The sequence below is a fragment of the Acinetobacter sp. 3657 genome (assembly GCF_031456775.1).
GTDB lineage: Bacteria > Pseudomonadota > Gammaproteobacteria > Pseudomonadales > Moraxellaceae > Acinetobacter.
In genome coordinates this window covers 23,832-39,811 of the sequence record NZ_JAVDVH010000014.1, presented here as the reverse complement: position 1 = coordinate 39,811, position 15,980 = coordinate 23,832, and the positions used below count along the sequence as shown (strand labels likewise).

17 protein-coding genes and 1 pseudogene are annotated in these 15,980 nt (G+C 40.4%); 7 read left to right on the top strand and 11 right to left on the bottom strand.

Annotation, left to right across the window (positions count from 1 at the left end):
• Positions 1-136: 136 nt before the first annotated feature.
• From rnhA to nudC, 4 genes and pseudogenes are all read left to right on the top strand, one after another.
• A pseudogene (rnhA, locus tag J2Y37_RS13465) lies at positions 137-556 on the top strand (ribonuclease HI); the annotation flags it as partial.
• 108 nt (positions 557-664) lie between these two features.
• A complete protein-coding gene (gene dnaQ / locus J2Y37_RS13460; RefSeq protein ID WP_349033159.1) occupies positions 665-1,495 on the top strand; it encodes a DNA polymerase III subunit epsilon in 831 nt (276 codons plus the stop codon).
• A gap of 126 nt (positions 1,496-1,621) precedes the next feature.
• Complete coding sequence (locus J2Y37_RS13455) at positions 1,622-3,268, top strand: hypothetical protein (protein WP_349033132.1); 1,647 nt, start codon at positions 1,622-1,624, stop codon at positions 3,266-3,268.
• Entirely contained in the window at positions 3,268-4,020 is a 753-nt protein-coding gene (gene nudC / locus J2Y37_RS13450; protein ID WP_004670502.1) for an NAD(+) diphosphatase, read from the top strand. Before J2Y37_RS13455 ends, nudC begins: the two co-directional genes overlap by 1 nt.
• 13 nt (positions 4,021-4,033) lie before the next feature.
• Here nudC and J2Y37_RS13445 read toward each other — a convergent pair whose 3' ends face one another.
• The 4 genes from J2Y37_RS13445 to J2Y37_RS13430 form a co-directional block, all read right to left on the bottom strand.
• Positions 4,034-4,906, bottom strand: a complete 873-nt coding sequence (locus J2Y37_RS13445) for an alpha/beta hydrolase (RefSeq protein ID WP_004670501.1) — start codon at positions 4,904-4,906, stop codon at positions 4,034-4,036.
• A 3-nt stretch (positions 4,907-4,909) separates the two neighbouring features.
• On the bottom strand, positions 4,910-5,620 hold the full coding sequence (locus tag J2Y37_RS13440; protein WP_004670500.1) for a BON domain-containing protein: 711 nt from the start codon (positions 5,618-5,620) through the stop codon (positions 4,910-4,912).
• 69 nt (positions 5,621-5,689) lie between these two features.
• Complete coding sequence (locus tag J2Y37_RS13435) at positions 5,690-6,094, bottom strand: YraN family protein (RefSeq protein ID WP_004670499.1); 405 nt, start codon at positions 6,092-6,094, stop codon at positions 5,690-5,692.
• Positions 6,095-6,106: 12 nt separating this feature from the next.
• Positions 6,107-7,042, bottom strand: a complete 936-nt coding sequence (locus J2Y37_RS13430) for a penicillin-binding protein activator (RefSeq protein WP_349033131.1) — start codon at positions 7,040-7,042, stop codon at positions 6,107-6,109.
• 16 nt (positions 7,043-7,058) lie between these two features.
• On the opposite strand from J2Y37_RS13430, the gene rsmI reads away from it, so the two are divergent.
• Positions 7,059-7,895, top strand: a complete 837-nt coding sequence (rsmI, locus tag J2Y37_RS13425) for a 16S rRNA (cytidine(1402)-2'-O)-methyltransferase (protein WP_005197689.1) — start codon at positions 7,059-7,061, stop codon at positions 7,893-7,895.
• A gap of 91 nt (positions 7,896-7,986) precedes the next feature.
• Here the strand turns inward: rsmI and J2Y37_RS13420 are convergent, their stop codons facing one another.
• The gene (locus J2Y37_RS13420; RefSeq protein ID WP_349033130.1) at positions 7,987-8,877 is read right to left on the bottom strand and encodes a LysR family transcriptional regulator ArgP; all 891 of its coding nucleotides are present in this window, start codon (positions 8,875-8,877) and stop codon (positions 7,987-7,989) included.
• Positions 8,878-8,983: 106 nt separating this feature from the next.
• Between J2Y37_RS13420 and J2Y37_RS13415 the strand changes: the two genes are divergently transcribed.
• Positions 8,984-9,586 carry a LysE/ArgO family amino acid transporter gene (locus J2Y37_RS13415; protein ID WP_004670495.1) on the top strand — a complete coding sequence of 201 codons (603 nt, stop codon included), beginning with the start codon at positions 8,984-8,986 and terminating at the stop codon, positions 9,584-9,586.
• 61 nt (positions 9,587-9,647) lie between these two features.
• On the opposite strand, the gene J2Y37_RS13410 is transcribed toward J2Y37_RS13415, so the two are convergent.
• Positions 9,648-10,286 carry a cation transporter gene (locus J2Y37_RS13410; protein ID WP_349033129.1) on the bottom strand — a complete coding sequence of 213 codons (639 nt, stop codon included), beginning with the start codon at positions 10,284-10,286 and terminating at the stop codon, positions 9,648-9,650.
• A gap of 61 nt (positions 10,287-10,347) precedes the next feature.
• Here J2Y37_RS13410 and J2Y37_RS13405 point away from each other — a divergent pair, with 61 nt between their 5' ends.
• Positions 10,348-10,788 carry a MerR family transcriptional regulator gene (locus J2Y37_RS13405; RefSeq protein WP_349033128.1) on the top strand — a complete coding sequence of 147 codons (441 nt, stop codon included), beginning with the start codon at positions 10,348-10,350 and terminating at the stop codon, positions 10,786-10,788.
• Between the two features lie 104 nt (positions 10,789-10,892).
• On the opposite strand, the gene J2Y37_RS13400 is transcribed toward J2Y37_RS13405, so the two are convergent.
• The 5 genes from J2Y37_RS13400 to J2Y37_RS13380 form a co-directional block, all read right to left on the bottom strand.
• Positions 10,893-11,144: a hypothetical protein gene (locus J2Y37_RS13400; RefSeq protein ID WP_004670492.1), complete on the bottom strand. Its 252-nt coding sequence runs from the start codon at positions 11,142-11,144 to the stop codon at positions 10,893-10,895.
• Positions 11,145-11,317: 173 nt separating this feature from the next.
• The gene (locus tag J2Y37_RS13395) at positions 11,318-12,550 is read right to left on the bottom strand and encodes an FAD-dependent monooxygenase (protein WP_349033127.1); all 1,233 of its coding nucleotides are present in this window, start codon (positions 12,548-12,550) and stop codon (positions 11,318-11,320) included.
• On the bottom strand, positions 12,547-13,758 hold the full coding sequence (gene ubiH / locus J2Y37_RS13390; protein WP_349033126.1) for a 2-octaprenyl-6-methoxyphenyl hydroxylase: 1,212 nt from the start codon (positions 13,756-13,758) through the stop codon (positions 12,547-12,549). The genes J2Y37_RS13395 and ubiH overlap by 4 nt, the downstream gene beginning before the upstream one ends.
• A gap of 185 nt (positions 13,759-13,943) precedes the next feature.
• A complete protein-coding gene (pepP, locus tag J2Y37_RS13385) occupies positions 13,944-15,263 on the bottom strand; it encodes a Xaa-Pro aminopeptidase (protein ID WP_349033125.1) in 1,320 nt (439 codons plus the stop codon).
• Positions 15,264-15,332: 69 nt separating this feature from the next.
• Positions 15,333-15,965 (bottom strand): UPF0149 family protein, encoded by a 633-nt coding sequence (locus J2Y37_RS13380; RefSeq protein WP_349033124.1) that lies wholly within the window; start codon positions 15,963-15,965, stop codon positions 15,333-15,335.
• Positions 15,966-15,980: the final 15 nt, after the last annotated feature.

The window sequence follows — 15,980 nt, the reverse complement described above, 5'->3', positions numbered from 1 at the left end:
AGCAAAATTTAGCATTTACAATGCAAGTTATCATGAGGGAATGCTAATATTCTCTATCCACTTGAATGTCTACTTCTGCGTATTTGCATGAGAAAGACATCAAACTTTTCATCCGTTTTATTGTTCAGGTTCAAATATGTCACAGACAATCACGCTTTATGTTGATGGCGCATGTAAAGGTAACCCAGGTCTCGGGGGTTGGGGGGCATACATCATTACTGAACAAGGTGAACATAAACTCTATGGTGGTGAGCCTGAAACCACCAATAATCGCATGGAGCTTCAAGCAGCCATTGAAGGCGTTTCTTTTTGTCCAATGGATGCTCATCTTATTATTTGGACAGACTCTAACTATGTCAAACAAGGCATTACCGAGTGGATTCATGGTTGGAAAAAGAAAAACTGGAAAGACGTAAAAAATCCAGATTTGTGGAAAAAATTAGATGCAGTTTGTGCCAATCGTGATATCGAATGGAACTGGATCAAAGGTCATGCTGGACATGAAGGCAATGAAATGGCAGACCAGTTAGCCAATCAAGGCGCTGAACAAATTGCTCAACAACTCAAATCCCCCACACAGGCTAACGCTGATATAAAAAAGCCTGAAGCTGATTGGCTCTTAAATGATCCTTTTGGCTTAGATCTAGAAGCTGATACAGATGAGATGATCGAGGCGTCAGAACCTGAGGAAATTATAGACAATGTAGAGAAAGCTGAAGTATCTACTGAAGTTGTAATGGATGCGCCATCCACAAATCAGCACCTACATATTGTGATTACTGAGGCGAAAGTACATCTTCAAGGCCCTCGCCAGCTTATTCTCGATACAGAAACCACGGGTTTTTATTTTCAAGATGGTGACCGCATTATCGAAGTAGGCGCGATTGAAATGATCAATCGCAAACTCACAGGCAGCTCGATTCACATCTATATCAATCCAGAAAAACCTGTCGGCGATTCTGAAAATGTGCATGGTATTAGCGATGACTTTTTAAAAGACAAACCTAAATATGCAGAAATTGCCGATACACTATTTGCCTTTTTAAAAGGTGCTGAAATTATCGCGCACAATGCCGCATTCGATATGAACTTCTTAAATATGGAGTTTAAACGTGTTGGTTTGCCTTTACTCTCAGAAGTCTGTGAGGTCACCGATACCTTAGCGCTAGCGAAAAACAAACACCCTGGCCAGAAAAACTCCTTGGATGCACTGGTAAGGCGCTATGAGATTCCTGCACGTGACCGTACCTTCCACGGTGCGTTACTCGATGCTGAAATTTTAGCAGATGTCTATCTTGCGATGACTGGTGGACAAGTCGCATTTGATATGGACACCCTGACCCAAGCAGAACAAGATGAAAAGAAAATAACCCGTCAAAGTGTTCAAGTTGACTTAGTTGTTATCAAGCCATCAGAACATGAGTTAAATGAACATGAGACATGGGTCAAACAATATGAAGAAAAACATGGAGAAGCTTGCCTTTTCGCCAAATAATTTTTTTGATCGAGGTTGGTTTTTATATTTTAAGTGCTCAAAGTTAAGTTATATTAACTGTCAGTGATTTAGACCTCCTGAAAAGGAGGTACATGGATATAACAACTCAGGAAAGGTGTAGGTCATATGTCTTACCAAACCTCGATTCATTTCGACCCAACGGCATTATTAATAATAAAAAATGAGATCGATAACTCGATTAAATTGGTAGAAACCGCAGTAAATACGCTTGCCGAAGAACAAGCCCTACCCTTTGGGATTGATGACGCGCTCAATCAATTTGAACAATGTACGCAAGTACTTGCCTTGATTGATATGCCGCATTTGTCACAAATTACACAATATTCTACTGAGCTTATGCGTAAAATCATGGCTCAACCTGAACAAATCAAGATCAGTGATGTCGTTGCGCTCAGTGAAGGAACAACGATGTTGAGACGTTATATTGAGTTTATCTGTCTCCGAGAAGTTAAAGTTCCGCAATTCTTGCTAGATACACTCAATCGGTTAGAGCTTGCTTTGGGCAAACCGATGACTAAAGAAGGTCAAACCATCCAACCCTTACTTGGATTTATCACACCGAGCTTTAACATTCCTAAAGCACCGAGCTTAGAACAATCCAAATATATTCATCAGCTTTATAAGCTATGTTTAAATAAACTGATTAAACAAGTCGAAACACCATTAGATTTGCAAGGAATTAAACTGGTTGGCGTTTATCTAGCTGGCTTAGCTTCAAACCTTCCTAGCCAACAGTACTGGCAATTGGTAAATGTCGGCTTAGGTCTCATTGATGAACTTTCGATTACAGAAGCGCGTCTGCGTACCCTGATTCAAATTGAAACCAATATCGGTAAGTTCTTAGCAGCACCGCCTGCTTTTCAAAGTAACATTGTCGATCTCGCCGATATTTTATCGATTTGTATTAGCCAAGAAGATCATATTTCGCAGCATATTCGAGAACAACTCAATATTGGTGATGAGCTATTAAGTGATACACAACTTCAAGTTTTAAGTCGTCATTTATACGGCCCTGACTATGAAACCATTCATACCATCAGCCAATTGATGACGGATGAAATGGCTCAAATTCGCAATGAAATTGAGTACAATCACCAAAATATGTCGAATGAAAAAACCCAAGAAATTCAGCAAAAATTAAATCAGCTTTCTAATGTATTCAAGGTGCTGAATTTAAATGAAGCATCAAGAGAACTTACACAACAAGCTGAGAAATTGAGCCAATCCAATACCTTGACTGATGCCACCTCAGTTCAGCAGTTGATGAATAGTATTTTAGCATCCATGAATTCAATTGGAATTTTGGAGCGTAATTACACCTCTAGCCGTCTACAGTTACGCGTCAATAATATGCATATCTCGCTAGATCGGTTGGATGAAGCCCATAAAGCCTTGTTGACTGAGACAAAGTCACTTGTGGAAACATTGACGCAAACTTTAAGCCTTTATGTTCAAGACCCAACTGCGCACAGCTTGGAAGCCTTGCCTAAATACTTAAAAGAGCTTTCTGGTGCTGCCCAATTCTTAGGAAGCTCTGCGCAACAAACGGCGCTCTTAGGTGCAGCACATTTTGCCGAAAATCGTTTGGCACAGAACCTTGTGTTCGATGCAGAACAAATCAACTGTATTCTGAATGTCGTCGCAGGTTTAGATTTACTTGTTGATAACTTAAGAAACAAACAGCCTGTATTGCAATCTATGTTCGATGTGGCATTATCAAATAGTCAGCAATTACAAACTTTAGCAGCCTAATGTCTCAACTATCACTTGCTTATATTTTTCAACATCAAAAACTTTTAGTAGATGAAAACTTCCAACTACCCAAGGTTGAAAAATTAGCAAGTGACTTGCCGATACACCACAATGATCGTGTCGTCGCACGTGATCTTTTTGACGGCGAATCAATTCCCGAAGGGTATCAACTTATCCCCATTCGGGAACTGATCCAAAGATGGTCAACCGCAGATTTTTTACAAGCAAGTCGCGCCGTTCAACTACTTGAGTGGCGACGCAATCACAAATTCTGTAGTCATTGTGGACACGCAACTGATATTCATACCAAAGAGTATGCAATGGTTTGCCCTGCTTGTGCATATCATCAATACCCACGTGTACAGCCTTGCATCATTACCATCATTACCAAAGGTCATGATGAAGTGTTATTGGCTAAATCAGCGCATAACAAAAGCAATATGTATGGGTTAATTGCAGGATTCGTTGAAGTTGGTGAAACCTTAGAAGAAGCAGTACAACGAGAAACATTTGAAGAAGTGGGTTTAAAACTTAAAAATATTCGCTACATGTCAAGCCAACCGTGGCCCTTTCCGAGTAATCTCATGATCGCGTTCCATGCGGAATACGATTCTGGTGAAATCGAATTACAGCTTGAAGAGATCAGTGATGCTCAATTCTTTAGATTTGACCAATTACCAGAGATTCCTTTCAAGGGCAGTATCGCACATGCCATGATTATGCAGATGATGGAAAATAAAAAAGCATCTTAATGATGCTTTTCCTTTAAGGTTCTAACGCCTCTTCCATAAAATGTAAAATCGTACGCTTGGTTTTAAAATAATGACTCATCAGACTTGCTAATGTCGCCAAAATCGTAACATGCCCCGTCTTTGGGATCACGGCAATATGACTATGGTTGCCTTTTTCTCTTAAAGCATTATCAAGCTTATAACTATTTTCTTTACCGACTAACTGATCTTGTTCAGCCATTAATAAATAATGCTTAATTTGGTTTGGCTCAATAAAATAGCAAGGCATGACTTGTTGATAAGGAATATTTAAATTAAAAGCATGTTCTGATAAAGGATCACCGACATAATCAAAATGATAAGGTCCAGCCAATCCAATAATCGCTTTAATCTTATCTTTGTATTTAAAACTTTGTGCTTGAGCAGAATACACCACTGACATGACATTGAAAGCGCCAGCAGAATGCCCCATCAAAATCAAATTCTCCGTAGAGATATTTAACTTACTTTGATTCTGATTTAAATAGTGAATGGCTTGTGCAATATCATCAATAAATGTTGGAAAGATATGCTCAGGTGCAAGATGATAATTAATGACTGCAACATCATAACCTTCTCGCGCAAATGTTTCTCCAATAAACAGATAATCACGTTTATTGCCATGCTGCCACGAACCACCATGAACAAATACAATCAACGGTCTCTGTTTCTTCGGATTTTTGGTGCGATATAAATCTAAACGCTGTCTCGCTTTCAAGCCATAAGCAAGATGTACTTCTTTTTCAAAGGTATCTTTAGGCGTCAAATAGTTAATTGAATAACTTGCAAAATCATACAGGCGAAACTCTTGATAAAAGTTTTTCGCCCGCATTACATTTTGTTGTACTTGTTGAATAATTTGTTTCATAAATTAGGGAGTAGTTGGAGTAATAGTCACTGGCTCAGCTTGATCTGGATCAATTGCCACAGGTGTTTCAACCAAAGGTTGTGTTGTCGCAGCACCGACCATCGGCATCGCAGCCGTCGAGCTTGCCATTGTTCCTGAAGACTGGTCAATATTGTCAATCAGAGTAACAATTCTACTCACATTACCAACTTTTTGTAAAACGTCGTCTAAATCTCTGATCTCAGCAGTATTTAAACGCCCCATTACATACAACACACCATTTTCAGTATGCACAAGAACTTTACTGTCAGAGACAACTGGTGCTCTCATGAGCAAACCACGTGTGTTCGCAGTCACCGTACCATCTTGCATAATGGTGCTATAACCGACTTTGTCACCGACAGTAATGTAGTTATGCACTGCTTTGACATCAGTCATTGCACGAACATTGTCTTCAGCCAATTGTTTCAAATAAGGATCAGGCACTTGGCCTGTCAATAGAACATTGCTATGGAAGCTTTCGATATTAATCCGAGACTGTCTAAAGCGATTATCGAGTTTATATAAATTGACATTTGCAGTACGTTTGATTGAAGAATCAATAAAAACCTGCCCTAGACTACGCTCACCGCTACTTGTCCCAACAGGTGCCGTTCCCGTTCCACCAGAAATAAAACTTGCACATCCCGATAAACTTGCAGCACAAAGCAGCGTAATCGATAAACGTTTTAACACTTGGCCAGACTCCCTATTCACACATTTTCTCAATCTTCCACATTTATCTTCAGACCGTTATTGCCACAATTAATCTAAAATAAATGCATGTTCAATCCATTGCTGATCATACTGCAATTTTGAAAAATCTGGTTGTACTGTTTTTGCAATTTTCTGTGGAAAATCAAAACAAATCACATCAAAACGACAATCAAAGTCTCCATAACTCGGATATCTTTGTAAAAAGAACTGAGCAGTTTTAATAATCTTACGTCGCTGTGCGTTTGAAATCACTTCGAAAGCCTGTGCATAACTCCCTGCCGACCTCGCTTTTACTTCAACAAAAACAAGCTCTTTCCCACGTTTTACAATTAAATCAATTTCACCAAACCGTGAATGATAGTTTTGATTTACACATTGATAACCATGTGAACGGAGCAATGACATTGCGGTTTGTTCTGCCCATTGCCCCAATAAATTTGACTGTTGTTTCATTATTCAGTGATCTTATTTTAAAATATGAATCCCATTTTTTTGTTGTTCATAACAAAATGGCTGTCTGTTAATCACCCCAGCTTTCACATTGATTGCACCCGTCCGACCCTCAAATGAAAACTGCGGATCTATCGGACTCGATAAAAACTGTTGACTGATCGTCCATGCATCTCCACCAAAGGCAAGTAGTCTTTGAAATGCCATATTTTCAGGTTGTTCTTTATAGGCTTCAATTAAATCTGCCCATTGCCCATTGTACAAAGCTGGAGTATCGCAAAAACGCAATCCATTTGGTATATGCTTGCCCTGCTCGATGCTGAGTGGTGTCGCATAAATATTTTGTTTGGGTAATGAACCTAATTGCTCCATCCATTGATGATCACCAAGCAGTAGCAGGCCTGTTTTTTTTGCTAATTTTTTCGGCAGCTCATTGATAACTTCGATCTCAGATCTAGATTCAGACATCAGCGCCATCATAAGCAATTCAGTAGCAGATTCTGTTCCCGCTTGGCGTAAGATCAATAGTTTCTTGATCTGGTCTTTTTCAAGTAATTTGTTTAAAGCCACTGCATCATGTTGTTTGGCTAAGCTAAATTGCCAGACATTGTTTGCTTGCGTATTGACATCATTTAAGCTTAAAACTGGAATTTTCGGCTTCAATTTTATCACCGTTTCAATTTCAGATCGTGCCAATGGCCCAACCACCAACCGCGTCTTCTTATTCACCCTTGTCTTAAAAATTTGTTCGATGCTACTTTTTGCTGAATCAACAAAAATAATTTTTTCTTTACTGCCTGATGCTGTATAAGCACTCAAGTAACCTCGTTTGATGCTGTCACCAGCTCGCGCCATTGCACCAGATTCAGGTAGAATCACCAACACGTCCGCATAAGCGGGGCTAATCAATGCTGCCAAACTGAGTAGCAGCCAATATTTTTTTAAATACATTATGGAGTTACCTTTTATGAGTGCTCAATTATTTGTTGTAGCAACCCCGATTGGGCACTTGGATGATATGACTTTCCGTGCAATCGATATTTTAAAATCAGTCTCGGTGGTTGCAGCAGAAGATACTCGTCAATCTGCTCAGTTATTCAAGCACTATAATATCGCAACTCCGCTTACGGCGTGTCATGATCACAACGAAAGTAACAAAATTGATCAACTTCTCCAAAAAATGTTAAAAGGCGAATCAGTTGCTTTAATTAGTGATGCTGGTACGCCCCTTATTAGTGATCCCGGTTTTAAATTGGTTCGCGCTGCCCAAGCACATGGTATTCGCGTGATTCCTGTACCTGGTGCATGTGCGGCTATTGCTGCTTTAAGTGCAGTGGGTTTACCAAGTGATCGTTTTAGTTTTGAAGGATTTTTACCGTCAAAGGCATCGCAACGCATCAGCCAACTCGAAAAACTTAAAAATGAAACGCAAACCTTGATTTTCTATGAAGCGCCGCATCGGATTTTAGAAAGTATTAAAAATATGGCTCAGGTCTTTGGTGAAGATCGACCCGTTGGTTTTGCGCGTGAAATCACTAAAACCTTTGAAACCATCAAGAAAATGACCCTCAAAGAATTGGTCAGTTTTATTGAAAATGATCATAACCAACAAAAAGGTGAAATTGTCGTTGTTGTTGGTGGGGCATTAGAAGTTAAAGACATGGAACAAGAAAAATTAGACGAGTTGCTCAAGCGTTTATTGCAAGATCTCTCGGTTAAAGCTGCATCACAATTGGCTGCGGATTTGACAGGAATCAAAAAGAAAATCGCTTATCAACGTGCTTTGGAGTTGACCCAAGCGTAGTCGTCTTGATTTGAGCAAGGTGATGAACACTGCACAGCATTACCTTGCATCTCTCTTAAACAACATAGATTTCTTAGAAAATCCCAAATAACTATATCAATATTTTTTTAGCTGCCTGCACAATCGTTTCGGTCAACAGATCAAGTTGTTTAGACTGCCGTTTCCAGTGATGCCAATATAAAGGAATGTCGAGTTGAGCTTCTGGCATGATCTCTACAAATGCACCACTGCTTAATAAAGATTGAACCTGAATTTCAGGTGCCATTCCAAAACCTAAACCGAGTTGAATTGCTTTCACAAATGCATCTGTTGACGGAATAAAATGATAAGGATAACTTTGCATTGGCAATCCAAAACACTTCAACAGCATCTCTGAGTGCATCAGATCTTTATGGTTAAAAATCACCGCGGGCGCTTTTCTTAGACTTTCCCTATTCACACCCTGTCTAAACCAATACGCAGCAAAATCTGCAGAAGCCAACATTTTATAACGCATTTTGCCTAATGGCTGAGCCAAACAACCTGACATAACCTGCTCTTCCGCCGAAATACAGGCATTGACCTGTCCCGTTTCTAGTAACGTGTGCGTATGCGACTGGTCGTCAATTTTCAATTCCAACACGATTTTTTCTTTAAACAACGTGGGCTGAATACTCGGCAAAAGCCAAGTTGCTAATGAGTCTGCATTTGAAGCCAATGCAATCTTATAAAATTCGGAATCAGATGATTTTCCCATCAAACCTTGTAAAAGATTTTGTTCCATGAGCCGCGTATGACGTAAATGCTGCAACAAGGTTTGTCCAGCTTTGGTGAGCACACTTGGTCGACCACGGATAATTAAAATCTGACCTAAATATTTCTCTAAGGCCTGCACACGTAGCGAGACGGCGGAAGGCGTAATATATAATTGCTCGCCAGCAGCATCAAAACTTCCTACTTCTGCGACTGCAAGAAAGGCTTCACATTGCTTACTATCCAACATAGACAAACCTAAATTATTTTTAGTTAAACCTAAATATTCTTAATTTTACTTATTTTGTATTTAAAAGTCAGATAATTCTCACATCTGTTTTTTTCGTTTTATTGATATGCTCTCTCTTAGCGTTTTTTTTAAAGGTTTTGGTATTGGCAGCGGTCTCATTGTTGCGATCGGCGCTCAAAATGCTTTTGTTCTAAAACAAGGACTCAAGCAACAATATGTCTTTTGGTTGTGTTTCCTGTGCGCACTCTCTGACTCGATCTTAATTGCACTTGGTGTGTTGGGTTTCGCTGAATTGATGACGGCATCACCGCTTTTAGTTACGATCGCCAAATATTTAGGTGCAACATTTTTATTGGTTTATGGTGCTAAAGCATTTTATGCTGCATTTAAAACGACTCAAACGATGCAACTGGAGAGCAACCATAAACAGACTTTGACTCAGGTCCTCTTAACAGGTCTTGCCTTTACTTGGCTAAATCCACATGTCTATCTAGATACCATCGTACTGATTGGATCAGTTGCAACTCAATTTGAAGATAAGATCAGTTTTGCACTCGGGAGTATTGTGGCTTCATGGATTTTCTTTTTTAGTCTGGGTTATGGCTCAAGACTCTTGAAACCGCTGTTTAGTAATCCGAAAGCATGGAAAGTTTTAGATTTTATGATCGGCTGTATGATGTGGAGCATTGCAGTATCTCTGCTGCTCTAATTCATTTTCGAAGCAAAAAAGTATCATGGCGGTATGATACTTTTTTGCTGACTAAATTGATTTATACATTATGACCTAACACAGCTTTGGACTGCTTTCTTTCTCGCAGCGACTGTTTAATCACAGAGTAACCTGAAGAGACACCTAGATAAGCAATAATAAATGCTACGATTAAGTCTGGAAACATTGTTCCTGTTCCAAATACACCGACTGCAGCGATAATAATCGCTAAGTTCGCAATCGCATCATTGCGGCTACAAAGCCAAACTGAACGCATATTGGCATCCCCATCGCGGAATGCATACAACATCAATGCTACTGCTACGTTCACCACGAGCGCCAGCACACCAATGAGTCCCATTAACATCGGTTCAGGGATCACGCCAAGCCACCATGACCAAAGTACTTTTACGATCACAAAAATACCAAACGCCGCCATCGTCAATCCTTTGAGTAATGCTGCTGTTGCTCTCCAATATAAACTCATAGAGAGCACTGCCAAAGAGATTGCGTAGTTTGCAGCGTCACCAGCGAAATCCAGCGCATCTGCCCATAAAGCAACTGAACGTGCATGAGAACCACCAATAATTTCTACAAAAAACATCCCAGTATTCAGAAACAAAGCAATCCACAATGCTTTTCTAAACCTTGGACTAATGATTTGCGTTGAAGGTGTTGTATTACATCCACATCCTGCCATGACTTTTCTCACACTATGTTTTATAGTGATTTAAAACCCTAGAGTAACTCCAGAGTCAAGCATGGCAAATTTTACAATTGGACAATTGGCAAAAAAGTCAGGGGTATCAGTCGATACACTTCGTTATTATGAAAAAATTGGGCTTTTAGAAAAAGTACAACGTACATCAGGAAATTATCGTTATTATTCTGAACAGATACTTTCGGATTTATTTTTCGTTAAACATTGCCGGGAACTCGGAATCACCATACAGGATATCCAAAAGTTAAAAGATTTAGCAAAAAGTCCAAATCAAACCTGTAAGGAAGTTGATCATCTCATTGATCAATACCTTGCAGAAGTTTCCCAAAAAATTAAGAACCTAGAACATCTCAAGCAAGATTTAACCCATCTCAAACAGCAATGTTCACAGCATCGTACCATTGAACAATGTGGGATTTTAAAAGAATTAAATCACCCGCTTGAGTGTAAACATGAATCGCATCAACACAAGAAAGCATAATATCCATTGAAATCCCTCCCAACCTCCCTTTCTAAAAGGGAGGAGTCCCACTGTAATTGGGATTGGGTGCACTGTGTTAACCACAGCACAAGGGAGATAAAAACTTAATCTTCGTGTTCGCCTGGCGGCACTTCGACAATTCGCCCACCACGTGCCAAGAATGCAGCAACTTCATCCTCTAATGCTTGACGTTGTTTTTGCTTGGCAGTCACGGTTAGGCTTTCTGCTTCGGCAAGATCAATATCATTGGCAGCAGAAGATTCTTCACTATCTGCACCATTTTCGGCAGCTTTTGCCTCATCATCGTCAACAGCAGAGTCTTCTGTGTTTTCGTCGTAATCATTCATTTCCGTCATATTACTCTCCCCACAATGACTGATCTTTCATCATCGTTATTTGGTCATCAGAACTTGGTGAAATTTAACAAGCTCTCATCATTTCGCAAAGCACAATATTTGTTAAATCGTGTTTTTTTCGACCAAATTCACTCTGATTTATAAATGATTGTTTAAAAAATATCTACTATTTTTTAGCAAGCGTATCTCGTTGCTTGTAAGGCATTTAAACCATTCGCTTGCTGCATAAAACGATCTTTGAACCAATCGAATTGCTCAACCTGTTTTAAACCGAAGTTTCTCGCCCACACGAACGGAAATAACTCAGAACTTTCCAACCAACCAATCGCAGACATACTATGCATCATGGCGTCATTCTGCCCTTTACGTTGGTGCTCGTAACGCAACAAAGTCTGCTCATTTGCCCACACACCACGTTTTAGATCGTGCAGCAAAACATCACAAAGCACCGCTGCATCTAAGCAACCAATATTGACACCTTGCCCAGCTAAAGGATGAATCACATGTGCTGCATCCCCAATCAATGCCAAGCCTGATTTAATGTAGCGCTGTGCAGCACGAGCTTTGAGTGGAAACTGTGCGCGTGAACGCACTTCAACCACTTCACCAAGCATTTGTAAGCTTTCTCGAGTCAGCAATTGCATAAACTCTTGGTCAGAGAATGCTGAATATTCATCGGCATAATCATCAGGCAAAGTCCAGACAATCGACTGCCAATAGCCATTTTCTTGGGCATCAAAACTTGCCATTGGTAAATAAGCCAGTGGCCCAGTCGGCAAGAAAATTTGACGTGCCACAAACTGATTAGGTTGTGTTGTTTTAATCGCACAACTGATCGCAGCTTGTTGATAGTCCAGTACATCTAAATCGATATAAGCCTGTTCACGGACAAATGAGTTCGCACCATCTGCGCCAATTAATAATTTGGTTTTAAGCGTAGTCCCATCAGCCAATTCAATCGACCAACCTTGCGGAATTTGCTCGATCCGAATGACTTTGACTTGGGTACGGTAGTCTTTGAGTTGCTGTAGCATTTTTTGTTGAATCGCAACATTCAGGACACTTGGCTCCACCATCGAACCTAAAGCTTGATCAGGTTGTGGTGGTTGCTCAGATGCATGTCCAAAATTGATCTCACCATAGCCATTTTTATTCCAGACTTGCATGCCTGAATATGGCATTTGACGCGCCAAGTCATCCCACACATTGACTGTTTTCAGTAAATGAATGGTGGCTTGACTGAGTGCCAGTACCCGAGGATTCATCACCGCAAGTGTTTTTTGTTGATCCAGTACAGGCGCAGCATCCAATACTGTTGCTTGCACGCCTCCTTGTGCCAATAGCAAGGCGGTTAAGCCACCAACCAAGCCACCTCCGACAATGACCACATCTAACATTTCACTCATGCTTTCAGCCCCATTGCATAATTGGCAACCAACGGCTTAATGCCCGGAATCACGTCAAAGGCAACCAATCCTGTATTACGTATTAATTTGAGGATTGGGTTTTGATTGCTAAAACCACGCACCACGGAATCACAGAACTTAATCACACGTTGCTGATCTTTTAAACGCGCTTGTTCATAAGCGAGTAAATTATCTGGCTGACCAATATCATCAGACTTCGCCAATTGTTCCATTAAGAAGCGAACCAAGACATCAGCATCACGCAAACACAGGTTAAAACCTTGTCCTGCGACGGGATGAATGGTATGTGCCGCATTGCCCATCAACACCACACGTCCAACAGCTTGTTTATGCGCTAAGACTTGTGACAATGGATAGCAGAAGCGTTTACCTGTTTTTTCAAACTTTCCTGCACGATCACCATAGGTGTGTTGCAAGGTATCAAGGAAATATTGATCATTTTCCTCACCTAAGAATGGCTGTTCTGTGCCTTTTTTTACAGGAAATACCACAGAACGACGGTACTCACCCGGTAAAGGTAAGAGTGCCAATGGTCCTAACGCACTAAAACGTTCAAAACCGACTTGTTGATGTGGTTTAGAGGTTTGTACGGTGGTGACAATCGCAACTTGATCATAATCATGTTCATCTACACCAACACCTATTGCTTGACGACAGAATGAATCACGACCATCCGCAGCAATCACTAATTTTGATTTCAATGAATGGATATATTCACCATTACGCATAGCTTCGATCTGCACCTCATCCGCATCTTGCGTCAATGAAGTCACTTGGACACCATCAATCAATTCAATCAATGGGTGTTGACGAACTTGGGTCAACAATACTCGACCAAGCCAAGCGTTCTCAATCACTTGTCCAAAGCTTTCTACTTTTTCTTGTTCTGCAACTAAGCGCGCCTTACCAAAGCTGCCCTGTTCAGTGATATGGACTTGAAGAATTGGTGTTGCATGTTGTTGCAAGGCATCCCATAAACCTAGTTTTTGGTAAATCTGAACACTACGGCGTGACAACGCTGTGTTACGCGCATCAAAACTAGTATGATAAGGCGCAAGGTTTTCATCGTCATAATTTGGATATTTCACAGCTTCTAATAGCTTTACCTCGATATTAGATTTTGCCAACATTAAGGCTAGGCTGAGTCCAACCATACCCCCACCGACAATGATGACTTGTTGCTGCATAATATTATTCCTTATCAGTTTTTCATGACTTGATGTTTCGGGACTATCTTACTCTAACTCAACTCAGGAAGGGAATTTGTACTTTGTTTGGTCTGTGTGTTCTAAGCGATCGGCAAAAGTTATTTTAAGTATCGAAGAAAAGAAAGAGGCTTATCTATTGATAAGCCTCTTTGATAAATATTGGACTAATTACTTGCCATCAAGCTTTCAATTTCCTCAACCGTTTTCACTACATTCTTAGTCAAAACCAACGGTCCATTTTCAGTGACTACAATATCGTCTTCAATACGAATACCAATACCACGCCACTTGGCATCAACCGTTTCATCATCTGGTGCAACATATAAGCCCGGCTCAACTGTGACCACCATACCTGCTTCATAAACACGCCAGTTTTCACCAGTTTTGTAGGCACCGACATCATGCACATCCATACCGAGCCAATGACCTGTCCCATGCATGAAGAATTGACGGAAAGCTTCGCTTTCAACCAGCTCATCTACATTACCATTGAGTAGACCAAGATCAACCAGACCTTGAGTTAAAATCTTTACAGCGACTTCATGCGGATATTTATAATTATTGCCAATACGGGTGGCATCGATTGCAGCAAGCTGGGCATCTAAAACAATATTGTAGAGTGCTTTTTGCTCAGGACTAAATTTACCATTTACAGGGAAAGTACGGGTGATATCCGAGGCATAAAATTCATATTCACAAGCTGCATCAATCAAGACTAAATCACCATCTTTCAACGGTTGATTATTTTCAACATAATGCAAAATACAAGCATTTTCACCGCCACCCACAATGCTATTGTAAGCAGGCACACAACCTTTTTTTCCAAAAATATAATTGAGCTCTGCTTCAAGTGCATACTCCATCATATTCGGCTTTACGGTTTGCATGGCACGAGTATGGGCTTCTGCGCTGATATTGGATGCGATCTGCATCAGCTCAATTTCCTGCGCTGATTTTTTCAAACGCATTTCATCGACAATACGATCAAGTTGAATCATTTCAGCAGGTGCAGTGCCACCACGACGCTGTTGTGCATCCACTTTCTGAATCCATTGGCTTACTTTCGCATCAAATTCAGCATTTTGCCCCATACGATAGTAAAGACGTTGTTTATTTAACAGCTTCTCGATAATTTCTTCATCTAATAAATCAATTGCATAAGCTTCATCTGCATCATAGATTTCAACTGCACCATCGACTCCAGCACGATAACCATTCCAGATTTCCATTTCACGGTTACGTTCACGACAAAACAGGCTATAGCTATACTCTTCACCTTCTTCAAAGGTTTCGATAATGGCAACTGCTTCTGGCTCTGCAAATCCAGTGAGATAATAAAAACTACTGTCTGCACGATATTTATAATCAGCATCACGATTACGATACATTTCTGCTCGGGTCGCAATCACGGCAATGCTATTACTGCCCATTTTCTCAGCGAGAAGATCGCGGCGTTGTTTAAAATCTGCTTGATTGAGTTTCATATCGCCCTACTGATGAAGATGAAGGATTGTAAGTATCTTTAATGATAAAGTTTCAAGGCAGCGCCCGAGTTAACTCGGACGATGTGGGGTAAACATTTCAACGACTGTTTGCGGATCAACTGCAGTATCTTGGTTTCTGCTTTTCGCATGAAAGTTTTGTAGTAAAGAACTTTCAGCTATAGGCATTTTTGTCCGACCAATTGATAAACTTACTGGTATAAGACGCACAAACTCATACAGCTCCAGATAACTTTCCTCACCCTCTTCATCGTTATCTGAATCTTCAAACTCAACGGCTGCAACTTCTTGTAAATGTTCAATCAGTTCTTGTTCATCGCCACGAATACGACCGCAAGCTAAACCAAAACCCAAAACCACCCCTGCACACCAATCTGCCAATGCGCTTACACGTTCTTCAAGCGAATGACTATCATCTGGTAGCATCGGTAAATAGTCGAGTTCATCATCAGATAAAGCATGCGATACATCCTCTGCTTCAACCGTTAAACTTTCTAATGCTTCTGCTGTCAATGCAGGTACATTTAAGGTGTTTAAGATTTGTGACCATTCATCAGTTGTCGGCGCTTGTGTCACACAAACTATACCTGTTAGCAACCCATGTAACTCACTTGGGCTTGAAATTTCTTCAATTCCTTGAAAATGAGCATTCCATTCGTTCCAACCTGAAATATCGTCTTGCATTCGTTTATCCAATCT